This window comes from Bordetella genomosp. 8 (assembly GCF_002119685.1).
Taxonomy (GTDB): Bacteria; Pseudomonadota; Gammaproteobacteria; order Burkholderiales; family Burkholderiaceae_B; genus Bordetella_C.
The window spans coordinates 1,801,278-1,823,802 of record NZ_CP021108.1 but is presented as its reverse complement, the minus strand read 5'-3'; the positions used below and the strand labels follow the sequence as shown (position 1 = coordinate 1,823,802).

General features: G+C 66.5%; 25 protein-coding genes. 7 read left to right on the top strand and 18 right to left on the bottom strand.

Annotation, left to right across the window (positions count from 1 at the left end; translation table 11 throughout):
• Positions 1-19: 19 nt before the first annotated feature.
• The 12 genes from CAL12_RS08395 to CAL12_RS08340 all read right to left on the bottom strand — a co-directional run bounded on the left by CAL12_RS08395 (position 20) and on the right by CAL12_RS08340 (position 9,170).
• Positions 20-1,135 (bottom strand): MucB/RseB C-terminal domain-containing protein, encoded by a 1,116-nt coding sequence (locus tag CAL12_RS08395; RefSeq protein WP_086064074.1) that lies wholly within the window; start codon positions 1,133-1,135, stop codon positions 20-22.
• Positions 1,135-1,653: a sigma-E factor negative regulatory protein gene (locus CAL12_RS08390; RefSeq protein ID WP_086064073.1), complete on the bottom strand. Its 519-nt coding sequence runs from the start codon at positions 1,651-1,653 to the stop codon at positions 1,135-1,137. The genes CAL12_RS08395 and CAL12_RS08390 overlap by 1 nt, the downstream gene beginning before the upstream one ends.
• Positions 1,654-1,665: 12 nt before the next feature.
• Complete coding sequence (gene rpoE, locus CAL12_RS08385; RefSeq protein ID WP_086064072.1) at positions 1,666-2,265, bottom strand: RNA polymerase sigma factor RpoE; 600 nt, start codon at positions 2,263-2,265, stop codon at positions 1,666-1,668.
• Entirely contained in the window at positions 2,262-2,732 is a 471-nt protein-coding gene (locus CAL12_RS08380; RefSeq protein ID WP_157792922.1) for a hypothetical protein, read from the bottom strand. The genes rpoE and CAL12_RS08380 overlap by 4 nt, the downstream gene beginning before the upstream one ends.
• A gap of 10 nt (positions 2,733-2,742) precedes the next feature.
• Positions 2,743-3,972: a beta-ketoacyl-ACP synthase II gene (gene fabF, locus CAL12_RS08375; RefSeq protein ID WP_086064070.1), complete on the bottom strand. Its 1,230-nt coding sequence runs from the start codon at positions 3,970-3,972 to the stop codon at positions 2,743-2,745.
• A 176-nt stretch (positions 3,973-4,148) separates the two neighbouring features.
• The gene (gene acpP / locus CAL12_RS08370) at positions 4,149-4,388 is read right to left on the bottom strand and encodes an acyl carrier protein (protein ID WP_003813816.1); all 240 of its coding nucleotides are present in this window, start codon (positions 4,386-4,388) and stop codon (positions 4,149-4,151) included.
• 126 nt (positions 4,389-4,514) lie between these two features.
• Positions 4,515-5,246 (bottom strand): 3-oxoacyl-ACP reductase FabG, encoded by a 732-nt coding sequence (fabG, locus tag CAL12_RS08365; RefSeq protein WP_086064069.1) that lies wholly within the window; start codon positions 5,244-5,246, stop codon positions 4,515-4,517.
• A 10-nt stretch (positions 5,247-5,256) separates the two neighbouring features.
• On the bottom strand, positions 5,257-6,192 hold the full coding sequence (gene fabD, locus CAL12_RS08360) for an ACP S-malonyltransferase (protein ID WP_086064068.1): 936 nt from the start codon (positions 6,190-6,192) through the stop codon (positions 5,257-5,259).
• 38 nt (positions 6,193-6,230) lie between these two features.
• Positions 6,231-7,223 carry a beta-ketoacyl-ACP synthase III gene (locus CAL12_RS08355; RefSeq protein ID WP_086064067.1) on the bottom strand — a complete coding sequence of 331 codons (993 nt, stop codon included), beginning with the start codon at positions 7,221-7,223 and terminating at the stop codon, positions 6,231-6,233.
• Positions 7,223-8,302 (bottom strand): phosphate acyltransferase PlsX, encoded by a 1,080-nt coding sequence (gene plsX / locus CAL12_RS08350; protein ID WP_086067750.1) that lies wholly within the window; start codon positions 8,300-8,302, stop codon positions 7,223-7,225. The genes CAL12_RS08355 and plsX overlap by 1 nt, the downstream gene beginning before the upstream one ends.
• 63 nt (positions 8,303-8,365) lie before the next feature.
• Positions 8,366-8,548 (bottom strand): 50S ribosomal protein L32, encoded by a 183-nt coding sequence (gene rpmF, locus CAL12_RS08345; RefSeq protein ID WP_066346671.1) that lies wholly within the window; start codon positions 8,546-8,548, stop codon positions 8,366-8,368.
• Positions 8,549-8,600: 52 nt separating this feature from the next.
• Positions 8,601-9,170, bottom strand: coding sequence for a YceD family protein (locus tag CAL12_RS08340; RefSeq protein ID WP_086064066.1), 570 nt, complete (start codon positions 9,168-9,170; stop codon positions 8,601-8,603).
• A gap of 182 nt (positions 9,171-9,352) precedes the next feature.
• Between CAL12_RS08340 and CAL12_RS08335 the strand changes: the two genes are divergently transcribed.
• The 3 genes from CAL12_RS08335 to CAL12_RS08325 are packed head-to-tail and all read left to right on the top strand — an operon-like array spanning position 9,353 to position 11,555.
• Complete coding sequence (locus tag CAL12_RS08335; protein WP_420042762.1) at positions 9,353-9,964, top strand: Maf family nucleotide pyrophosphatase; 612 nt, start codon at positions 9,353-9,355, stop codon at positions 9,962-9,964.
• Positions 9,961-10,710: an SAM-dependent methyltransferase gene (locus CAL12_RS08330; protein ID WP_086064065.1), complete on the top strand. Its 750-nt coding sequence runs from the start codon at positions 9,961-9,963 to the stop codon at positions 10,708-10,710. The genes CAL12_RS08335 and CAL12_RS08330 overlap by 4 nt, the downstream gene beginning before the upstream one ends.
• Positions 10,707-11,555 (top strand): N-acetylmuramoyl-L-alanine amidase, encoded by an 849-nt coding sequence (locus CAL12_RS08325; RefSeq protein WP_232464743.1) that lies wholly within the window; start codon positions 10,707-10,709, stop codon positions 11,553-11,555. Before CAL12_RS08330 ends, CAL12_RS08325 begins: the two co-directional genes overlap by 4 nt.
• Before the next feature lie 74 nt (positions 11,556-11,629).
• On the opposite strand, the gene msrQ is transcribed toward CAL12_RS08325, so the two are convergent.
• The 4 genes from msrQ to CAL12_RS08305 all read right to left on the bottom strand — a co-directional run bounded on the left by msrQ (position 11,630) and on the right by CAL12_RS08305 (position 14,938).
• Positions 11,630-12,301, bottom strand: a complete 672-nt coding sequence (gene msrQ / locus CAL12_RS08320; RefSeq protein WP_086064063.1) for a protein-methionine-sulfoxide reductase heme-binding subunit MsrQ — start codon at positions 12,299-12,301, stop codon at positions 11,630-11,632.
• Positions 12,301-13,275 carry a protein-methionine-sulfoxide reductase catalytic subunit MsrP gene (gene msrP / locus CAL12_RS08315; RefSeq protein ID WP_086064062.1) on the bottom strand — a complete coding sequence of 325 codons (975 nt, stop codon included), beginning with the start codon at positions 13,273-13,275 and terminating at the stop codon, positions 12,301-12,303. Before msrP ends, msrQ begins: the two co-directional genes overlap by 1 nt.
• Before the next feature lie 99 nt (positions 13,276-13,374).
• Positions 13,375-14,031: an HAD-IA family hydrolase gene (locus CAL12_RS08310; RefSeq protein ID WP_086064061.1), complete on the bottom strand. Its 657-nt coding sequence runs from the start codon at positions 14,029-14,031 to the stop codon at positions 13,375-13,377.
• A 1-nt stretch (position 14,032) separates the two neighbouring features.
• Positions 14,033-14,938 (bottom strand): RluA family pseudouridine synthase, encoded by a 906-nt coding sequence (locus CAL12_RS08305; RefSeq protein WP_086067748.1) that lies wholly within the window; start codon positions 14,936-14,938, stop codon positions 14,033-14,035.
• A 677-nt stretch (positions 14,939-15,615) separates the two neighbouring features.
• Between CAL12_RS08305 and CAL12_RS08300 the strand changes: the two genes are divergently transcribed.
• Complete coding sequence (locus tag CAL12_RS08300) at positions 15,616-18,915, top strand: Rne/Rng family ribonuclease (RefSeq protein WP_086064060.1); 3,300 nt, start codon at positions 15,616-15,618, stop codon at positions 18,913-18,915.
• A 142-nt stretch (positions 18,916-19,057) separates the two neighbouring features.
• Here the strand turns inward: CAL12_RS08300 and CAL12_RS08295 are convergent, their stop codons facing one another.
• Positions 19,058-19,966, bottom strand: a complete 909-nt coding sequence (locus tag CAL12_RS08295; protein WP_086064059.1) for a LysR family transcriptional regulator — start codon at positions 19,964-19,966, stop codon at positions 19,058-19,060.
• 118 nt (positions 19,967-20,084) lie between these two features.
• On the opposite strand from CAL12_RS08295, the gene CAL12_RS08290 reads away from it, so the two are divergent.
• The 3 genes from CAL12_RS08290 to CAL12_RS08280 all read left to right on the top strand — a co-directional run bounded on the left by CAL12_RS08290 (position 20,085) and on the right by CAL12_RS08280 (position 21,676).
• Positions 20,085-20,825, top strand: coding sequence for an SDR family oxidoreductase (locus CAL12_RS08290; RefSeq protein WP_086064058.1), 741 nt, complete (start codon positions 20,085-20,087; stop codon positions 20,823-20,825).
• 90 nt (positions 20,826-20,915) lie between these two features.
• Positions 20,916-21,149, top strand: coding sequence for a tautomerase family protein (locus CAL12_RS08285; RefSeq protein WP_086064057.1), 234 nt, complete (start codon positions 20,916-20,918; stop codon positions 21,147-21,149).
• Between the two features lie 29 nt (positions 21,150-21,178).
• Positions 21,179-21,676 carry a DoxX family protein gene (locus tag CAL12_RS08280; RefSeq protein WP_198298405.1) on the top strand — a complete coding sequence of 166 codons (498 nt, stop codon included), beginning with the start codon at positions 21,179-21,181 and terminating at the stop codon, positions 21,674-21,676.
• 151 nt (positions 21,677-21,827) lie between these two features.
• On the opposite strand, the gene CAL12_RS08275 is transcribed toward CAL12_RS08280, so the two are convergent.
• Entirely contained in the window at positions 21,828-22,379 is a 552-nt protein-coding gene (locus CAL12_RS08275) for an acyloxyacyl hydrolase (protein WP_086064056.1), read from the bottom strand.
• Positions 22,380-22,525: the final 146 nt, after the last annotated feature.

Below are 22,525 nucleotides of genomic sequence, written 5' to 3'. Positions count from 1 at the left end.
CTTCGGGGCTGTCTGCTGTTTACTTGGGCGGCGCCGATGGCGGCACGTATTCCGTGGCCTTGGCGAGCTGTTCCAGCGTGGCTGCGGGGACTTCCCCGAGCACGGTGACCCAGTAATCCGCAATCCGCATACCGTAGACGTTGATCGGCCCGCGCCGGTAGGCGCCATGGGGCTGATGACGGTTGCGTTTCTTGTCATAGGGTTCGATGAACACGGAAATCGCTGCCAGGCCATCCGACAATACCAGTTGGCTGACGGCGTCGCCATGGGCCATGGTACGCCCTACCTGCGAAACCGGGTTGAAACCGGGAGGATAGGGAATGCGCCAACCTTGCGCGGCCAGGTCCAGCGGCGTCATGCTGCCCTGCAGGACCTTCCAGTCCTTGGTATTCCAGTGCGATTCCAGCTGGGCATGGTCGACCGCCGGCCCCAGCCGCAGCGCGGTAAAGGCCACCTGCTCCAGCACGGTGGACGTCCCGGACAGGGTCTGCGCCTTCAGCAGCAGGTCGTTTTCGGTGTCCGCGCACAGGCGGTAGCCGTAGCGGTCCTTGTCCAGCGGTTCGATGGTGATGATGCGGCATTCGCGCCCGGCGACCCGATGCGGCGTCGGCTGCATGAGCACGCGGTAGTACTTCGTGAGCGCCACGGGCGACCCCAGCAGCAGCCCGGGAAACTGCTCGGCGCGCTTGTGCTGGACCAGGACGGTTTTATGTTCCGGCACCAGGCACTGGATATCGTCGTTACGCCGCAGGTATTCGCGCGGCTGGCCGTCCAGCACTTCGATGCGTTCGCGTTCGCCGCTGCCGTCCACCACATGGACCACGCGCGAAGACTGGATGGTTTCGCCCTGCTGATAGGTGAAGATGCCGGAGTAATCCAGCTTGGAGGCCGCGTCCTGGATGCGCGCCAGCAGGGCCTGCGCTTCCGCTTCGGGGACGGCGACGGCGGTGGGCTGGGTCGGCTGGGCATGCGCCAGCCCCACGCCCAGCGTGAGCAGCGCGGCGGCCAGCGCCGCGGCCCAGCCGGAGCTCGCCACGGCGACCGCCTGGGCATGGCCGCGACCAGCCTTGCCCGGCAGGGTAGCCGGGCGGGGAAAGAGCCGGATTGAGGGGGTGACGACCGCCGGAACGGTCATCAGCGCCCCGCTCCGACATCGAAGGACACCTGGCGTATGGCCGACGGGCCGGCCAGTTGCCGATGCGCTTCCAGGTAGTCGCTCAGGCTGGGATCGTCGACGGAAACGGTGCTGGCGTCGGCCAGCACGCGGGTTTCGGGCGTCGGGGCATCGCTGGTGCCGGCCAGGTAAGGCTGCGCGACCCAGGCAACGGAGGCCACGGCGGCCGCCACGGCGAAGCCCGACAGGCCGAAGCGCCACGTGGGCCGCAACGAACGGCGCCGGCGCGGCGCGACGATGGGCAGTTCATTGGCCAGCGCGGCCGACAGGCGCGCCTGGAAGGCCGCCGACGGGGAAATGGACAGTTCCGGATTACGCAATACATCACCTATCAGATGATACGTATCCCAGGTTTCCCGGCCTTCGGCCACTTCCAGGCCATCCAGCCAGTCCTCGGTTCCTTCGCCGTCCATCCATGCGGACACCGAGTTTTCCCAGCTGGTGTCCTCGGCGCGGACGGAAGCAGTTGATCTTTGCATGACTCCAGCTCCTTACCAACGACGATCGCCGTCGTTTCCAAGCAGGGGCCGCAAACGCGCGGCCACCGCTTCCCGAGCGCGGAATATGCGGGATCGGACTGTACCGATCGGGCAACCCATGCTCTGGGCGATATCTTCGTAACTCATACCTTCAATTTCCCGCAGGACGATAGCCGTGCGCAATTCCTCGGGCAAACCCTGTATGGCCGCGTTGACGGTTTCCGCGATTTCGCGGCTGGCGACCATGGATTCCGGGGTGCTGATATCGCTTAGGTTGTCCGTTTCATTAAAAGTTTCACCGTCCTCATTTTCCACGGCATTGGGCGCGCTGGGGCGTCGACCATTGGACGCCAGCCAGTTGCGGGCCGTATTGATGGCGATGCGGTAGAGCCAGGTATAGAACGCGCTATCCCCGCGGAATTGCGGCAGCGCGCGGTAGGCCTTGATGAAAGCTTCCTGGGCCACGTCCTCGATTTCCGCCTGGTCGCGGATCATGCGGGAAAGCAGCCGCATGATCTTGCGCTGGTACTTCAGCACCAGCAGATCGAAGGCCTTCTTGTCGCCGCGCTGAACGCGGGCGACCAGTTCGGCGTCGATATCGCGTTCGCTCATGGCGTCCCCACCGCGCGGCGCAAGGGCGTGCGGCACAGCCGGCGGGCGGTCAGCAGGCAGGTACGGCGCCAGGCCGGCGCGGGGAGCGCATCCTGCCAGACGGTAAAGATGACGGAACCGCCGGCCCCCAGCCGCGCCTGCAGGGTCAGCCAGCGTGGCCCGCGCCACGCCGCCGTCCATTCGGCCGGATACCAGCCGTCGCGCAGCCGCAGGTGGAAGGCGCCGTCTCGATCCATGCGCAGGGCACGGACGCAACCACTGGCATGGACGGCGCCGCGCTGGCCGGCCGCACGCCATTGCCACGCGAGCCCCGCGCCGACGGCCGCCAGCAAGGACATTGAAAGCATGCCCTGCCAGCACAGCGCCAACAGGGCCGAGGCCAGGGCCGCCGCCATCATGGCGCCGTCCAGCCATGCGGCCAGGCGGGGCCGCAAGATCGGTACGCGCAACGTCCAATCAGGGTGCACGCAGGCTCCCTTACATGCGCCGCACGGCCATCGATCCGTTGGTGCCGCCAAACCCGAACGAATTGGACAGCGCAACGTTGATGGTCATCTCCCTGGCTTCGTTCGCGCAGTAATCCAGATCGCACTCCGGATCCTGGTTGAAGATATTGATGGTGGGCGGGGAGACCTGATGATAGACGGCCAGCGTGGTGAAGACCGCCTCGATGCCGCCAGCCGCGCCGAGCAGGTGGCCCGTCATCGACTTGGTGGAATTGACCACGAGCTTGCGCGCATGATCGCCGAAGGCCAGCTTCAAGGCATCCGACTCGTTCTTGTCGCCCAGGGGCGTGGACGTGCCGTGCGCGTTGACGTATTGCACGTCTTCCGGATTCAGGTGGCCGTTGCGCAAGGCATTGAGCACCCCGCGGCGCGGGCCATCCTTGTCGGGAGCCGTGATGTGGTGCGCGTCGGAGCTCATGCCATAGCCGACGAATTCGCCATAGATACGGGCGCCGCGTTTCTTGGCATGCTCGTATTCTTCCAGCACCACGACGCCGGCGCCTTCACCCAGCACGAAACCGTCGCGGTCGCGATCCCACGGACGCGATGCGGTGGCCGGATCGTCATTGCGCGTCGACAGCGCGCGCATCGCGGCGAAGCCGCCAATGCCCAGCGGCGAAACGGTGGATTCCGCGCCACCCGCGACCATGACGTCGGCATCGCCGTACTCGATCATGCGGGCGGAGTCGCCGATGCTGTGCAGGCCCGTGGTGCATGCGGATACCACGGCGTAGCTGGGGCCCTTGAATCCATACATGATGGACAACTGGCCCGAAATCAGGTTGATCAACGCGCCCGGCACGAAGAACGGCGAGATGCGGCGCGGACCGCGCGCCAGCAGATCGGTCTGCGTTTCTTCGATGCGCGGCAAACCGCCGATGCCGGAACCGATGATTACGCCGATGCGTTCGGCATTGGCCTCGGTGACTTCCAGGCCGCTGTCGCGCCAGGCCTGGACACCGGCCGCCAGCCCGTAATGGATAAAGGTATCCATCTGCCGGGCTTCCTTGGCGGCCATGTATTGCGTGACGTCGAAATCGCGGACTTCGCCCGCGATATGGGTGGTCAGCGCCGAAGGATCGAAACGGGTAATACGGCTGATGCCGGAACGTCCGTTGACGATATTGTCCCAGGCGCTGGACACGTCATTGCCCACGGGGGACACGATGCCGAGTCCGGTGATGACGACGCGTCGTTTCACGGATGACTCCTAAACAGACAAAAGAAAGGCGGCCTGGAATACGCCGCTTGCGCGGAAAAGAGCGTCGCGAGGCAAGCTGTCGCCGCCCCGCGCAGCACCCGCGCGGCATAGTCCAAAAACCGCCCTGGTTCCCGACGTGGCGACGCGCGCCGCGCAAGGAAAGACAGGCTGATCGCTTACTGCTTGCCGTGCGAATTGATGTAGTCGATCGCTTGTTGCACGGTCGTGATTTTCTCGGCCTCTTCGTCGGGGATCTCGGTCTCGAATTCGTCTTCGAGGGCCATGACCAGCTCAACCATGTCGAGCGAATCGGCACCGAGGTCGTCAAGAAAGGAAGATTCGTTCTTGATCTCGGCTTCATTGACGCCAAGCTGTTCAGCGACGATCTTCTTGACGCGCTGTTCGATGCTTTCCATGCAGATCTCCAATTGGGAAAAATCCCGCGAATTATAGCCAAGCGCAGCTCAATGCCAACGCCGGGCTGTGACAAAAATGGATTCCCGTTCGGCAGGCCATCCGGCGCGCCACTTGGGATCCGGAAATTACATATACATGCCGCCGTTCACGTGCAGGGTCGTGCCGGTAATGTAACCGGCCTGCGGACCGGCCAGAAAGGCAACCGCGTGGGCGATGTCGCCCGGCGAGCCCAGCCGGCCCAGGGGAATCTGCTGCAGCAGGGCCGCCGTCTGGGTTTCGCCCAGCACCCGCGTCATATCGGTATCGATGAAGCCGGGCGCCACGCAATTGACGGTAATGTTGCGGCTGCCCAGTTCGCGCGCCAACGCACGCGACATGCCCGCCACGCCCGCCTTGGCGGCGGCATAGTTGGCTTGCCCCGCATTGCCGCTGGAACCGACCACCGACGTCACGTTGATGATGCGGCCCCAGCGGGCCTTCATCATGCCGCGCATGACAGCGCGCGACAGGCGGAATACCGCCTTAAGGTTGGTATCGATGACCGCGTCCCAGTCCTCGTCCTTCATGCGCATGGCGAGCGTGTCGCGCGTGATCCCGGCGTTGTTCACCAGGATGTGCGGGCCGCCTTCCTTGGCGAGCTCATCCACCAGCGCATCGCAGGCCTGGTCGTCGGTGACGTTCAGGACGACGCCGCGGCCGTTGAGGGGCGCCAGCGCCTCGTTGATGGTGTCAGCGCCGGTCGCCGACGTCGCGGTGCCGATGACGGTCGCGCCGCGGGTGGCGAGTTCATGCGCGATGGCCTTGCCGATGCCCCGGGTGGCGCCGGTCACCAGCGCGATCTTTCCTTGCAGTTCCATGGCGGCTTCCTCAGTTAGAACCGACGGCGGCCAAAGCCGCTTCCAGCGAGGCGGGATCGGTAATCGCCAGGCCGGTCAATTCGCCATCGATGCGCTTGACCAGCCCGCTCAGCACCTTGCCCGGACCGCATTCGATGATGTGCGTGATTCCGCGCGCCTTCATCGCCTGTATGGTCTCGACCCAACGCACGGGGTGCCAGGCCTGGCGCACCAGCGCGTCGCGGATGGCGGCGGGGTCCGAAGGCGTGGCGACGTCCACGTTGTTCAGCACGGGCATGGCCGGCGCCGCCACGTTGACTTCCGCCAGCGCGCGGGACAGCACGGCGGCCGCCGGTTCCAGCAGGCTGCTGTGGAAAGGCGCGGAGACGGGCAGCAGCAGCGCCCGTTTGGCGCCCGCGGCCTTGGCGGCTTCGCACGCGCGCTCCACGGCGGCCTTGTGCCCGGCGATCACGACCTGGGCGGGCGCATTGAAATTCACGGCTTCGACCACTTCGCCCTGGGCTGCCTGGGCACAGGCGGCGCGCACGGCGTCATCGGCCAGGCCCAGGACGGCGGCCATGGCGCCCGTGCCTACCGGCACGGCGGCCTGCATGGCATCGGCGCGGATGCGGACCAGCCGCACGGCGTCTTCCAGCGCCAGGGCGCCGGCGGCGGTCAGGGCCGCGTATTCGCCCAGGCTGTGGCCGGCCACCATGTCCGGCGCGCGGCCGCCAGCGGCCAGCCAGGCCTGGTACATGGCCACGCCGGCCGTCAGCATGGCGGGCTGGGTATTGGTCGTCAGGTTCAGCTGTTCGGCCGGACCTTGCGCGATCAGCGCGCCCAGGTCCTGGGACAGCGCCGCCGAGGCGCGCGCCAGCACGTCGGCCACTGCCGCGTTGCCCTGCCAGGCGTCCAGCATGCCGACCGATTGCGAACCCTGGCCGGGAAATACGAAAGCGATTTTCATCGATGAGCGATCAGATCAGATTGCGTTGTAGAGGCTGCTCAGGCGGTCAGGCGCGCCAGCACCGACCCCCAGGTGAAGCCGCCACCGACACCTTGCATCAGGACCAGCTGGCCGGCCTTGGCGCGTCCTTCGCGCCGAACGGCATCCAGCGCCAGCGGCACGCTGGCGGCCGAGGTATTGGCATGGCGATCGACGGTGACGACCAATTTGTCCGCGGGCAGATCCAGTTTGCGCGCCAGGAAGTTCAGGATACGGACGTTGGCCTGGTGCGGGATCAGCAGATCGACCGCGTCCAGCGTCACGCCGGCTTCTTCGCAGACGGCGCGCGCGGAACGTTCCAGCACCGTGACCGCCTGCTTGAATACGGCCTGTCCATCCATGCGCAGGAAGGGATCGCCCACGACCTCGCCGTAGGCGACGTTGCCCGCCGCGCACAGGATCTTGGTCTGGCTACCGTCGGCGTGCAGCTGCGCGGCCAGGATGCCCGGCTGTTCCGCTGCGGACAGCACCACCGCGCCGGCGCCGTCGCCGAACAGGACGCAGGTGCCGCGATCGTTCCAGTCCAGGATGCGCGAGAACACTTCCGCGCCGATGACCAGCGCATGCCGCGAACGGCCCGCGCGCATGAAGCTGTCGGCGGTGGTGAGGGCGTACACGAAACCGCTGCAGACGGCCTGGACGTCGAAGGCCGCCCCGCCCTTGATGCCCAGCCGGGCCTGAACCAGGCAGGCAGTGCTGGGAAACACGAAGTCGGGCGTGGAGGTGGCGACGATGACGAGGTCGATGTCCTGCGGCTGCAGGCCGGCGTCATCGAGCGCGCGGCGCGCGGCCTCGACCGCCAGGTCGCTGGTCGTCACGCCGCGGTCGGCGATGTGGCGCTGGCGGATGCCGGTGCGCTCGACGATCCAGGCGTCGGACGTCTGGATGTCGCGAGTGGCCAGTTCCGCGGCCAGGTCGTCATTGGATACGACGCGCGGCGGCAGATAGCTGCCGGAGCCGGCGATCACCGAATACTGCGGATTGCGGTTCATCAGGCGGAGTCCCCTGCCGCGCGCGGCAGCGTGATGGCCGCGTCGTTGGTGTACGTGTTGGTCGGTATGCCCTGCTGCCTGATCTGGGCCATGCTCTGGTTGGTGCGTTCCAGCAGCTTGCTGGCCACGGCCTCGCGCGCCCGTTGCAGCGCGAATCCGAAAGCATAGCTGTCGGCCGAACCATGGCTCTTGATGACCACGCCGCGCAGGCCGAGCAAGGCGGCGCCGTTGTAGCGCCGGTTGTCGACGCGTTTGCGCAGGCGGTTCAGGACCGGCGACGCGATGGCGCCCGCCAGCAGGGTGATGGGATTGCGTTTGAATTCTTCGCGGATGATGCTGGACAGCATCCGCGCCAGTCCTTCGATGGACTTGAGCACCACGTTGCCGACGAAACCGTCGCAGACGACGACGTCGACCGTGCCCTTGAATATGTCGTTGCCTTCCACGTTGCCGTGGAAGTTCAGCCGGCTGGCGCGCAGCAGCTCCGCGGCTTCCTTGACGACTTCATTGCCCTTGATGACTTCTTCGCCGATGTTCAATAGACCGACGCTGGGACGCTCGCAATGGTCGAGCGCCTGCGCCAGGGCCGTGCCCATGATGGCGAACTGCAGAAGGTGCTCGGCCGAGCAATCGACATTGGCGCCCAGGTCCAGCACCGTGGTGGACTTGCCCTTCTGGTTGGGTATCGACGTCGCGATGGCGGGACGATCGATGCCATCCAGGGTCTTGAGCACGTACCGCGAGATTGCCATCCACGCGCCGGTGTTGCCGGCCGAAACGCAGGCATCCGCGCGGCCGTCCTTGACCGCCTGCGCGGCGATCCGCATGGACGAATCCTTCTTGCGGCGCAGGGCGACCTCGACGGAATCGTCCATCGTGACGACCTCGGACGCCGGCAGGATTTCCAGCCGGTCGCGCGGCACGTCGCGCGACCCCGCCAGCGCTTTTTCGATGGCGTCGGGCAGCCCGACCAGCAGCAGCCGCGCGTCCGGAAACCGGCGGGCGAACTCGATCGACGCGGGGATGGTCACGGGCAGGCCAATATCGCCGCCCATGCAGTCGATGGCGATGCGTATCACGGGTGCCAAGTATCAGCGCCAGCCGTATCAGTGCGGGTCCGGTTCACGCGATCCGCAACGACCTTATTCGTCGCTCTTGGTCTTGATGACCTTGCGGCCGCGGTAGAAACCGTTCGGGCTGATGTGGTGACGCAGATGCGTTTCGCCCGTGTTGGGTTCGATGGCCGTGGACGGCGCGGTCAGGAAATCGTGCGAGCGGTGCATGCCACGCTTGGACGGGGACTTCTTGTTTTGTTGAACAGCCATGATGACTCCTAGAAACGGGGCGCATTGTACGCGATGCGGCCCGATGTTGACCTCAATGTTTTTGCTTCAATTTTTCCAGCACCGCGAACGGCGATGGACGCCTTTCCGCTTCGGCGTCCGGCGCCGGCTTGCCGGCGCTGGTCTTCAGCGGCGCGCCCGGACAGACATCATGCCTGGGCACGTAGGGAATATTCAGGATCAGTTCGTCTTCGACCTGCTCCAGCACGTCGAAATGGCGCGAACCGACCACTTTTTCCGGCGCTTCGTCGACGTCCGCCGCGGCGTCGTCCGCCTCCTGGGCGGCGTCGCCGAGGCCGTCATCGAGTTCGGCTTCGGATTTCACCAGATGCAGACTTGCGTGCGCATCGATGGGGTAAACAAAAGGCTCCATGCAGCGTTGGCAAACCAGCAGCGGCGCGGCCCGCACGTGCAGATGCAGCAGCGGTTCGCCATGCTTGCCGGTTTCGCCACGCACCGACCAGTGGACCTGGCCGGTTTCGTCGCGCGGTTGCAACGGCAGCCCTTCCATGGCGCGCCCGAAGCGCGCCAAAGGCAAACTGCCGGAAGCTTCCTTGCCCGATCGCGCAAAATCGAATGCGTCGATAATGCCTGCCTGCGCCATACTGACTTCCTTGCCCGGCTACGCAGGGCTTGTTCCGTTTTCGTTTCTTTTCCGCTGCTTTGGCCGCATCGCTTTAGCCGCATCGCTTTGGCCACACTCGCTTCGGCCGCGGGAAGCAACAACGAAATTTCCGCGAAAACGTTAGATAATACCGTGACTTACGTCTAACCGTCAAACCTCGCATGTCCCTGCCCTTGCCTGTGCCGCGCCTGATCCTCGCCTCCACCTCCCCCTATCGCCGGGAATTGCTGACCCGGCTGCGCCTGCCCTTCGATACCATCGCCCCCGGCGTCGACGAAACCCCCGGGCCCGGCGAAGCGCCGGCGGCGCTGGCGGTGCGCCTGGCGATCGCCAAGGCCGCCGCGGTCGCCTCGACCCAGCCGGGCGCCGTGGTCATCGGCTCGGACCAGGTCGCCACCGTGGACGGCATGGCGATCGGCAAGCCCGGCGACTTCGAACGCGCGCAGGCACAGTTGCGCATGCTGTCCGGCCGCGAAGTCGAGTTCCATAGCGCCCTGGCCGTGACCGACGGCCAGCGGACCGTCCATGCCGATATCGTCACCCAGTGCCGCTTCCGCCCCCTGTCGGACGCCGCCATCGACCACTATCTGCGCGCCGAGACGCCCTACGATACGGCCGGCAGCGCCAAGGCGGAAAGCCTGGGCATCGCGCTGATGGAAAGCATGCGCAGCGACGACCCCACCGCGATCATCGGGCTGCCGCTGATCGCGTTGACCGGCATGCTGTCCGGATTCGGCCTGGACCCGTTGACCCAGGCAGGTACCGGACAATGAGCCAGGACGCTTCCCCGCCGCAGGAATCGTCCGGCCAGCCAGGGCAATTGCACCTCATTCCGGTAGGCCTGGGCGACGCACCCGTGGACCGCTGGCTGCCCGCCGAAGTGCGCGCACTGGCCGCCCGCCTGGATACCTATATCGCCGAAAATGCCAAGACCGCGCGCGCCTTCCTGAAACAGGTGGGCGCGATCCGCCCGCTGCAGGACATCACCATCCATACGCTGGCGGAAAAAACGGATGGCGCGCAGATCCAGGCCTGGCTGCGCCCTTTGAAGCAGGGCGGCGAAATCGGCCTGGTGTCGGAAGCCGGCTGCCCCGCCGTCGCCGACCCGGGGGCACGGGTGGCCGACATCGCCCACGGCATGGGCCTGACGGTGCGCCCGTGGGTCGGCCCGTCTTCCATCCTGCTGGCGCTGATGGCCAGCGGACTGGACGGCCAGCGCTTTGCCTTCCATGGCTATGCGCCGGTCGAGCCGAACGAGCGCACGCGCCAGTTGCGCAGTTGGGAACAGCTATCCAGCCGCGCCAACCAGACGCAGCTGCTGATCGAAACGCCCTACCGCAATGCCGCCATGTTTTCGGCGTTGGTCGACACGCTGCGCGGAGATACCCGGCTGTGCGTGGCGCGCTCCCTGACCACGCCGGACGAATGGATACGCACCCGCACCATCGCCGACTGGAAGAGCCGCCCAGCGCCCGATCTGGACAAGAAGCCCACGCTTTTTCTCTATCTGGCGCGATGACCATCCGGCCCGGCTTCGTCTGCACGAGCCTAAGCCTGCTTGCCATGCTGGCGGTGGCGGGATGCGCAACGCGCCGGGCGCCCGACCTGGAGATCGACCGTTCGATCCAGGCGGTCAGCCAGGACAGCCGCGTGCGTTTCATCGTGCTGCACTACACCGCCGGCGACGATCGGGCATCGCTGCTGACCTTGTCGCGCGGCGACGTCAGCGCGCACTACCTGATCACCGACACCCAGCCGGTCCATGTGTACCAATTGGTGCCCGAGGACCGCAACGCCTGGCACGCGGGAGCCAGCAGCTGGTATGGCCATACCTCCATCAACAATGCGTCCATCGGCATAGAAATCGTCAACCGCGGGGACACCCGCGCGCCCGACGGCACGCTGCGCTGGGAGCCGTTCCACGAGAGCCAGATCCAGACCGTCATGCTGCTGGTCCGCGACATCGCCCGCCGCCACAGCGTGCGGCCCGAGAACATCGTCGCCCACAGCGACGTCGCGCCGCAGCGCAAGGTCGATCCCGGACCGCTATTTCCGTGGCATCGCCTGGCCGACGCCGGGCTGGGGCGCTGGTACGACGAAAAAGCGGCGCCGCTCTTCCAGGCCTTCTTCGCGAAGAACGGGTTGCCTGACGCAAGCTGGTTCCAGCACCGCCTGCGGCTGGCCGGCTACCCGGTACCGGACAGCGGCATCATGGACGACCAGACCCGCCGCGTGATCGCGGCATTCCAGATGCATTACCGCCCTACCCGCTACGACGGGATTCCCGACGCGGAGACGGCCGCGCTGCTGCTGGCCCTGCCGGTTGCCGAGCAGGAGCAGCCGCCCGCGGATGGAACCGGATGATGCGGTAAACGGACGAAGCGCGTCCCGGCGGGCGATCCGGCGGGCCCTAGTCGCGCATGTCGCGGGACAGGCCGTCAGCGCCGCGCCAACCCTTGGGCCGCCGGTGCGGCGCCGGCCTTGCGCCGGTTGGCCGCCCATACCACCAGCCGCCACGCCAGCAATACCGCCAGCACGCTGCCATACACCACCGGCTGCTCGAAGTCATGCTTGCCGGCCTTGTGCCAGAACAAGTGCAGCCACGCCAGGACGCCGATCGCGTAGATCGCGCGGTGCAGCCTCTGCCACCGCTTGCCCATCCGTCGCATGGCGGCCTGCGTGGATGTGAAGGCGAGCGCGCTCATGAGCACGAAGGCGGCGAAGCCCACGGTAATGAAAGGCCGCTCGCCCACGTCCTGCAGCATGGACGCCGGATCGAAACCCCGATCCCAGGCCACCCAGGACATGAAGTGCAGAAAGCCGTAGAAGAACGCAAATAGCCCGCACATGCGGCGCAAACGCACCAGGGCGGGCTGGCCGGCAAGGCGCCGCAGCGGCGTGATCCCCAAGGTCACCAGCAGGCAAACGAAGGTCCAGGTGCCCGCCGATCGGGTCAGGAACTCGACCGGATTCGCCGTCAGGCCGTTATGCGTGCCCAGCCAGATCCAACGCGCCAGCGGGAACAATCCCAGCAGGAACAGGATGGGCTTGAAACGGCTCACCGTCGCGGCCGACAGCTGCCGGCGCGGCGCCTGGCTGGCGGCTGGCATCAGTAATTGGCCCGCAAGTCCATGCCGGCGTACAGCGACGCGACCTGGTCGTAACCGTTGAACATCAAGGTCTTGCGTTTGGGACTGAACAGGCCGTCTTCGCCGATGCGGCGTTCGGTGGCCTGGCTCCAGCGCGGATGCGGCACGTTGGGATTCACGTTGGCATAAAAGCCGTACTCATTGGACGCCGCCTTCATCCACGCGCTAACCGGCATTTTTTCCACCAGTCGGATGGCCACCAGCGACTTCGCCGACTTGAAGCCGTATTTCCATGGCACGACCACACGCAACGGCGCGCCGCTCTGGTTGGGCAGCACCTTGCCGTACAGGCCAAAGGTGAGCAAGGTCAGCGGATGCATGGCTTCGTCCAGCCGCAGCCCTTCGACATACGGCCAGTCGATGACCGGATAGCGCAGGCCGGGCATGGTGTCGCGCTGCGCGGCGCTGATGAACTGCACGAACTTGGCGTTGCCGGTGGGCTGCACCTGGTTCAGCAGGGCGGATAGCGAGTAACCCACCCAGGGGATGACCATGGACCAGCCTTCGACGCAGCGCATACGGTAAGTGCGCTCTTCCTGCGGCGCCAGTTTCAGCAGCGCGTCGATGTCCAGGGTCTGCGGCTTCTGGACTTCGCCTTCTATGCTGACCGTCCAGGGACGCGTGCGCAGGCTCTTGGCGTAGCGGGCGGGATCGCCCTTGTCGACGCCGAATTCGTAGAAGTTGTTGTACGAAGTGATGTCTTCATAGGACGTGGGCTTGTCCATGATGGCGAACTGCTTGTCCGGCGTGCCGGGCAGGGGCGCCAGCGCGCCATCCGCCGCGTAGGCCTGCCGGCCGCCCAGGCCGGCGGCGCCGATGCCGGCCGCGCCCAGCGCGACCGCTCCGGCCCGCGCCATCCAGGCGCGCCGCGATTGCCACACGGGTTCGGGCGTAATTTCCGAAGGTATTACATCGGAAGGCTTGCGTATGAGCATGACGATCTCCGGCTGGCGCTAGGCGCCCCGCATGGGGCGGCTTGCATGTTATGGCATGGATTGTGCCGCAGCCGTGCTTCGCCGGGTTTCAATTTTCCGTTATAGACCGACTCGCGGCAGCAGCCAGTCCCGCAGGCCGGACACCGATTCGATCACCGCCTGCGGCGCCTGGGCTTCCAGTTCGTCGCGCAGATGCGCGCCGTAGGTCACCCCGACGCCATGCACCCTGGCATTGGTGGCCATCTGCAGATCGTGCGAGGTGTCGCCTATCATCACCACCTGTTCGCCCTGGACGCCCAGTTCGTCCATGATTTCATAGAGCATGGTCGGGTTAGGCTTGCTGAAGGTTTCGTCGGCGCAGCGCGTCGCGTCGAAGGCGTCCACCAGCCCGCTGGCGGCCAGCGCGCGGTTCAGGCCCACGCGGCTCTTGCCCGTCGCCACCGCCATCCTCACGTCCCGTGCCGCCAATTCGGCCAGCAATTCGCGCACGCCGTCGAACAGCTTGAGCTCGGGATCGCGCAACAGGTAATGCACCCGGTATCGCTCCAGGAAGCGCGGCATCATGGCGTGGGTCAGGTCGGGCACCGCGCGGCGCAGCGCGCTTTCCAGCGACAGCCCGATCACCCAGCTGGCTTGCGAGGCGGACGGAACCGGCAGTTCCAGGTCCCGGCAGGCGGCCTGGATGGCCGCCACGATGCTGTGCGTCGAGTCCATCAGGGTCCCATCCCAATCGAACACCACCAAGGAATAGGGCATATCAGTCGGACTCCAGGCTTTTCAGTATGTCTAGGCACGCCGGAGGCAGGGGTGCCTCCAGGCTGAGGGGCTCCCCGGTCAGGGGATGAGGTATATCCAGATGGTGCGCATGCAGGAACATCCGCGCGAAGCCCTTGCGGGCGAACGACAGCCGGATCGCATCATCCCCGTATTTATCGTCGCCGACGATGGGAAATCCCACGGACGCCAGGTGGACACGGATCTGGTGCGTGCGGCCGGTACGCAGCTCGGCTTCCACCAGGCTGAACTTGCCATAGCGCTGTTTCAGCGTGACGATGGTGTGGGCGGCCTGGCCGTCGCGATCCACACGCACGCGCCGTTCGCCGGACGCCGTCGTCCATTTGGTCAGCGGCAGCTTGATGTGCTGCCGGTCGTTGACCCAATCGCCGTAAACCAGCGCGTAATAGCGCTTGCCGCCCTGCCCTTCGCGCAACATGCGATGCAGACTGAGCAGGGCATTGCGCTTCTTGGCCACCATGAGCAGGCCGGACGTTTCCCGATCCAGCCGGTGCGCCAGTTCCAGCATGGGCGCCTGGGGGCGCGCGGCGCGCAGGCGCTCGATCACGCCGAAGGCCACGCCGCTGCCGCCGTGCACGGCGATGCCGGCCGGCTTGTCGACCACCAGCAGGGCGTCGTCTTCGAAGACGACGGGGAATTCGGACGGCGGCACCGCGCGAGCCTCGTCGGGCCGCGGCAGGCGCAGCGGCGGGACCCGCACCAGATCGCCGGCTTCCAGCCGGTGGTCGACGGCGATCCGGCCTTTGTTGACTCGGACCTGGCCGTCGCGGATGGCCTTGTAGATGTGGCTCTTGGGCACGCCCTTGCAGACGCGGAACAGGAAGTTGTCCAGCCGCTGCCCGCTGTGTTCGTCGCCGATCTCGATCATCCGCACCGCGGGCGCGGCCGGTGCGACGGGCGCCGGACGGGCGCTGGCGACAGGGCGCGAGGCCTGGGCGCTGTCGTTTTTGAGCTTGCGGCGGCGGCGGGAAGTGTCTTCTTTGCGCATTGCGAAAAGCGGCATATAATCGGGACAGCCTTAAGGGGCTGAATTGTGGGGCAGAATGGCCGCCTGGCGTAGAGATGCACGTTCAGATGCACTTTCCTGAGCAACTCCGTCGGGGGACGATTCCGTCCGGTGCGCAGACCGCTATTGTACCGTCTGCCAGATTCAGCCTCGGGGTCATCCGGTCGCCGGCGCAACCGCGCCCTGACGAGTACGCGAAGGCCAAGTTCCCTGACGCGTCCCAGCCAGGTCCGTTGCATGCCGCGCGCGGCTCTGAAGCAAACAAGCAATACCGTCGTATTAAAGCACCAGGCGCGCGCCGTACCCCTTTGCCGCGCCTGTCGTTCACAGCAATTATTCGTCAACCACAATTCGTGAACCTGACTCCCCTGCTGACCGAACCACGTGCCATTTGGCACGAAGTGCCTGCCTGACCGGCGCGGACAGGCCTGGGCAGCGCTCAGGTTTGCCCCGCACGCTTGCTCTGCCGCAGTCCGCAGCCCGGGTGACCCGAGGTCACGCGCCGATATCGGCGTGTCATGACTACGGAGAACCCTCTCATGAAGCGCATGTTGTTCAATGCAACGCACCCTGAAGAGTTGCGCGTTGCCATTGTCGATGGGCAGAAACTCATCGATCTGGACATCGAAACCGCCGGCCGCGAACAGCGTAAAGGCAACATCTACAAAGGCATCATCACCCGCATCGAACCAGGCCTCGAGGCCTGCTTCGTCAACTACGGCGAAGACCGCCACGGCTTCCTGCCGTTCAAGGAAATCGCCCGCAGTTATTTCAAGGAAGGCGTCGACGTACGCACCGCCCGCATCCAGGACGCCCTGCGCGAAGGCCAGGAACTGATCGTCCAGGTGGAAAAGGAAGAACGCGGCAACAAGGGCGCCGCCCTGACCACGTTCATTTCCCTGGCAGGCCGCTACCTGGTCCTGATGCCCAACAACCCCCGCGGCGGCGGCGTATCCCGCCGGGTGGAAGGCGAGGACCGGCAGGAATTGCGCGACACCATGGAGCAGCTCCAGGTGCCGCAGGGCATGAGCATCATCGCCCGTACGGCCGGCATCGGCCGCAACGTCGAAGAACTGCAGTGGGACCTTTCCTACCTGATGCAGCTGTGGACGGCCATCGACGGCGCCGCCCGCGACAATTCCGCCCCCATCCTGATCTACCTGGAATCCAGCCTGGTCATCCGGGCGATTCGGGACTATTTCTCGCCGGAAATCGGCGAGATCCTGATAGATACCGACGAAATCGCCGATCAGGCCACGGCGTTCATGAGCGTGGTGATGCCGGACAACGTCCAGCGCGTAAAGCGCTACCGCGACGATGTTCCGCTATTTTCGCGCTTCCAGATCGAACATCAGATCGAAACCGCCTATTCGCGCACGGTGACCCTGCCCTCCGGCGGCGCCATCGTGATCGACCATACCGAAGCGCTGGTGGCCGTCGATGTGAACTCCGCGCGCTCGACCCGCGGCGCCGACATCGAGGAAACCGCCCTGCGCACCAACCAGGAAGCGGCCGACGAAGTGGCCCGCCAGTTGCGCCTGCGCGATCTGGGCGGCCTGATCGTCATCGACTTCATCGACATGGAAGACGGCAAGAACCAGCGTGCCGTCGAACAGCGCCTGCGCGATGCCCTGCATTTCGACCGCGCTCGTGTGCAGATGGGCAAGATCTCGCGCTTCGGCCTGATGGAATTGTCGCGGCAGCGCCTGCGCCCGGCCCTGAACGAAGGCTCCCACATCACCTGCCCGCGCTGCAATGGCACCGGCGTGATCCGTGACGCCGAGTCCAGCGCCCTGCACGTCCTGCGCCTGCTGCAGGAAGAAGCCATGAAGGAAAACACCGCCGCCGTGCACGCACAGGTGCCGGTCGACGTGGCCACCTTCCTGCTGAACGAAAAGCGCGCCGACATCGCCAAGATGGAAGCCCGCCTGAAGGTCAACCTGGTGCTGATCCCCAACAAGCATCTGGAAACGCCGCATCACCATATCGAACGTCTGCGCCACGACGACCCGCGGCTGGAGGAAATGAAGACCAGCTTCGAGCTGGCCGACGCGCCCGCCACCGAAGTCGCCTGGGCGCCCCGCGAACAGGAAATCAAGGCCCGCCCCGAAGCGCTGGTCAAGGGCATCACCCCGGCCCAGCCGGCGCCCGTGTCCACCGCGCCCGCGCCGGCCCCGGTGGCTGCCGCATCGGCCCCCGCCGCGCCCGGCCTGGGCGGCCTGTTCAAGCGCGTGATGGGTTGGTTCACCGGCGGCGAAGCCACGCCCGCCGCGGCGGAACCCGCCCAGCCGGCGGACGCCCGTCGGGCCAATACGCGCGCCAAGTCGCGCACCCACGACGGCCAGGATCGCCGCGGCGAACGCCACGGGTCCGACCGCAATCGCAACCGCCGGCATGAAGCCCGTCCGGAAGCGGCCGAAGGCGAAGGCCTGCGTCACCACGTGCGCGGCGGACGCCGCGGCGATGGCGAGCGCACCGAAAGGAACGAACGCGGCGAACGTCCGGATCGCGCCGAACGCGCGGAACGCGGCGACCGCCCCGCCCGCAACGCCGACGCCCAGCAGCGTGAGATCATTGCCCAGGCCCAGGCGCATCCCGAGCGCGCCCTGGCGCCGGAAACCGGCGACGACGCCACACCCGCCCGCGGCAATCGCGGACGCCGTGGCCGTGGACGCGGCCGCCGCGAGGACCAGGCCGACGCTCCCATGAGCGAGCAGGAAAGCATGGTCGCGGCCCTGGCTGAAACCGTGGCCGCCGCGCTCCCGCCCGACAACGCCGACGAAACGGCCGACAACGCCGCGGATATGGCGCTGGAAGCCGACGAGCAAGGCCAAGGCGCGGACGCGGGCAACGATCCCGAGCGCAAGCGCCGCCGCCGTCGCAGCCGCCGCGGCCGCCGTGCCAACGAGGACGGTTCCGGCGTGAACGGCGAAGCCGGCCAGGACGGCCTGGCGGAAGGCGACGAAGCACTGGCCTCGGAAGCCCAGGCCGCGCTGTCGGAAGTGGCCACCCCGGTCCAGTCCGAGCAAGCGCCGCGGTTCGAAACGACGCCGCGCGCCAGCAGCCCTGAAGACTCGGCCCAGGTTGTCACCCAGCCCACGCCCGTGCAGGCCACCCAGCCCGGCTCGATGACGGCGCAGCCCGTCGCGGCCAGCGCTCCCCAGCCCATCCCCACGGTGGCGCCGGTGGAGACGGTCGCCGGCCAGGATGCGTTTGTCTCGGCGCCTGCTTCGGCCCCCGCGGCACCGCAGGTCGACCGCGCTGAAACGCAACCGGCCCCCGCTCCGATCAGCACCCCGTCCAGCACGTCCGTGCCGCGGGAGGCCGCGCCCGTCCCGCAACCGCCCGCGCAGCCGGTGCCGGTCAGCACCGCCTTGCCCGCGGCGCCGTCCACGTCGCCCGATGGCGCGCCGGGCGCTCCCGTCGCGGCCACGGCCGCTCACGAACCGGCCTCCCAGCCCACACCCGTGACGCCTGCTCCCGTCCAGGCGACGCCGGTCGCGCAAGGCGAGCCTGCCGCCGCGCCTGCCGCCGCGCCTGCCGCCCCATCGTACGTGGCGCCGCAGGCGAGCGAAACGTACAAGGCGGAGCCTGAGGCCGCCACCGTTGCGCCGACTCAGTCCCCTGCGCCGGCGCCCGCGCAAACGGGTTCGAAGCAAAACCTGCAGGACGTCGTCAATGCCGCCGGCCTGACCTGGGTGGAGACCGATCCGGATCGCCACGCCCAGACCCAGCAGCGCATGGCCGCCAGCCATACGCCCATGCGCCTGGGCCGCGAGCGCAAGCCCGTGGCGCCGGTGTCGTCTTCGCCGCTGGTCCAGGTGGAAACGCGCCACTAAGGCAAGGCAAGCCGGGGTTCCGCCGAGCCAGGCGGATCTCGAACAAAAAGGGCTGTCCCGATCGGGGCAGCCCTTTTTGCTTGCGCGGTACCCGCCGCGCGGCCGTACGCTCTCGCCATCGAACCAGGTTCGGATCAAAGACTCAGGGCAAAGGCCCGAAGCGCGTCTCGTACAGTTTCGTCAGCCAGTCGATGAACACCCGGACCCGCGGCGACAGTTGCCGGTGGTGCGGATAGAACGCCGCCAGCGGCATGTCGGGGCTGCGCCAAGCGGCCAGCACCTCCACGAGCCGGCCGTCGCGCAGCGCTTCTTCCATGTGGAAACGCGGAATCTGGATCAACCCGCAGCCGCGCAGTCCGCAAACGAAATAGTTTTCCGCGTCGTTGACGGACATCCAGCCGTCCAGCGTGTACGCCTGCACCTTCCCATCGACGATCAGTTCCAGCGGGTAGTCCGACGCACCGCTGCTGGAGAAGAACTTGACCGTCTGATGTTGCGCCAGATCGTCCGGGTGCGCGGGCGTGCCGAAACGCGCCAGGTATTCCGGACTGGCGCAGATCGCCTGGGGCAGCGCCGCCAGGCGCCGCGCGACCAGCGATGAATCGCGCGGCGTGCCCGCGCGGATGACGCAGTCCACCCCTTCCCTTACCAGGTCGACCAGGCGGTCGCCGCTGCTGACCACCAGGTCGATGCCGGGATAGCGTTCGCGAAACTCGGGAATGGCTGGCAGGACGATCTGCGTCGCGTGCGTGCCATGCATATCCACCCGCAAGGTTCCGCGGGGATTGGAGGCGATGTGCTGCAGCGAGGCTTCTGCGTCGTCCAGTTCGCTCAATACCGAAACGCATCGCTCGTAGAAGGCCTGTCCGTCCAGGGTCGGGCGGACGTGGCGTGTGGTGCGCTCCAGCAACCGCGTACCCAGGCGGGACTCCAGGGCCTTGATGGCGTGGGTGGCGGTCGCCCGGGGGATGTCCAGGGACGCCGCCGCCTGGCTGAAACTGCCGGACTCGACGATCCGGGTGAAGAGCTGTAGGGATTCGAAGCGGTCCACGGCGGAATTGTTGTCGTCGGTTGAATTTAGATAGCAATCCTAGGGCATTTATCCCAGAAGCGTAAACAAGAACAATGTACTTCATCGGGCATCGCCCTACATAACAAGGAGTTACCCCATGAGCGCAACCCAGCAGAAAGCGGCCATCGTCACTGGTGGCTCACGCGGTATCGGCCGCGCCATCGCCGTCCGGCTGGCGGCGGATGGCTATGCGGTCGCGGTGAACTACGCCGGCAACGCGGCCAAGGCTGACGAGACGGTGGCCGCGATCCAGGCGGCCGGCGGCAAGGCCATCGCCATCCAGGGCGACGTCGCCAGCCCCGAGGACGTCGCCGCACTGTTCGCGCAGACCAGGCAGGCCTATGGCCGCATCGACGTGGTGATCAACAGCGCCGGCATCATGCCGATGGCGCCGATCGCGACCGACAGGCTGGCCGACTTCGACAAGGTGATTGCGACGAATCTGCGCGGCGCCTTCCTGGTCCTGGCCGAAGCCGCCGCGCAGGTGGGCGACGGTGGCCGCATCATCGCCCTGTCCACCAGCGTCATCGCCAAATCCTTCCCCGCCTATGGCCCGTATATCGCGTCCAAGGCCGGTGTGGAGGGACTGGTGCGCGTGCTGGCCAACGAGCTGCGCGGGCGCGGTATCACGGTCAACGCCGTCGCCCCGGGTCCTGTCGGCACCGAGCTGTTCCTGAACGGCAAGTCGCCGGAACAGATCGAGCAGATCGCCAACCTGGCGCCGTTGCAACGCCTGGGCACCCCGGACGACATCGCCAGCGCGGTCTCGTTCCTGGCGGGACCGGATGGCGGCTGGGTCAACGCCCAGGTCCTCCGCGCCAACGGCGGCTTTGCCTGACCCGCTTTGGCCTAGGCTGCAGCTGCCCTGTTCGCCGCCTTATCCGCCGCTCTACCCACAGCCTCGACTCGACTTTTCAAGGAAACAACCATGCCATTCGCCAACTACAAGTTCCCCGAAGGGATACTGGATCACGCCCGCAAGGAAGAAATCATCCACCGGACCACGGCCATGTTCGTCGAATACTTCGGCGAGGCCGCCCGCCCTTATTCCATGGTGCTGGTGGAGGAAGTCGCCGACGGCGGCTGGGGCCGGGCCAACGAAACGCTGACCCTGGCCAAGATGGGACTTGCCCCCACCCCTGGGCAGGACAAGTCCAGCTGATCCCCGACACCAACCAACAGGAGCCTGCCATGATCGCCAATGAACTGCCCATTGCCAAGGAACTGCCCGGTTGGCGCGGACGACTCGCGCATTTCAATACCCGTATGACGGGCTGGGAGCCCATCCTTTATGCCGTGCTGCGCGTGGCCTTCGCCGTTGTCCTGTTCACGCATGGCCTGCCCAAGGCGCTGGGCGCGTCGCATGGGTCGATGGCGGATCCGATGGCGGGCTCCATCAACCTGATCCGGACGGCGATAGGCCTGCCGTTCGCGCCGCAACTGGCTTTCCTGGTCATGCTACTGGAAACCGGCGGGGCCTTGATGCTGGGATTGGGGCTGTGTACGCGGGCGATGGCCCTGCTGTTCGCGGTCGAGATGGCGGCGATCAGCTATGCGCTGGGGCCGACCTGGCCATGGATAGACCGGGGCATCGAATACCCGGTGCTGATGGGCGTGCTGGCATTGTATATGGCGGGTCGCGGCGGCGGCGCCTATGCGCTGGACCACGGCATCGCGAAACGCCTGTAGGTCGGGATGCTGGGCAGGTGGCCCAGGTGGGGTCACCCGGGTGGAATCGCCCTGGTGGGATCACCCGGGCGGGAATCACCCGGGCGCGGCGGCGGGCCCTGGCGGGAGCGCGGCTATGCGCCCCGCCCGCGGGCCCGGGCCAAAAGCCCTGTCAGAACAGATAGGTGTAGGTGAGCTGCGTCACATCCAGGCCCGGGTTGGGGGTCTTGATGCTGGCGTTGGAGAAGTGCGAATACCGCAGGCTCAGGCGGCTGGATTCGGTCAGTTGATAGCCGAACCCGATATGGTCGCCGAACTGGAAGGCCGTACTGATGGTCTTGTCCGCGAAACGGGTCTTGTTGAAGACCGTCGGGCCCACACCGCCTTCGAAGAAGAAGCGATCGGTCAGCCACCAGCGGAACATGGGGATGGCGTTCAGCTGCCAGGCGCTGCTGGGATGCGCGCCTTGGTGCGCCCACCAGTAGGACACGCCCAGCTCGCCCGTCAGGTCGAGCTTGCCCCAGCCGCCGCCGAAATCGTAATTCCACAGCGGCGCGGTTTCGTAGTTGACGGTGGTACGGTTGTATTTTTCACCGATACCCATCTGCACACTGACGCCGCCGTTCGTGCGCGCCAGTTGCGCCTGCGCCGGAAGCGTCACGCATGCCATTGCCAGTGCGGTCAGCGCGCCAGCAATGATTTTGTTTTTATGACCACGGTTCATTGGACCAACTCCAGCGATGAGAAGAAACAAAAAGACGCTGTAACTTATCAGAAAAACCGTGTGCCAACCAAACGGATGTGTGCCGAAACGCCACGGTCCCAAGGGAAACTGTGTTCCACCAGGACGACCAATCGCTGGAACGAGGC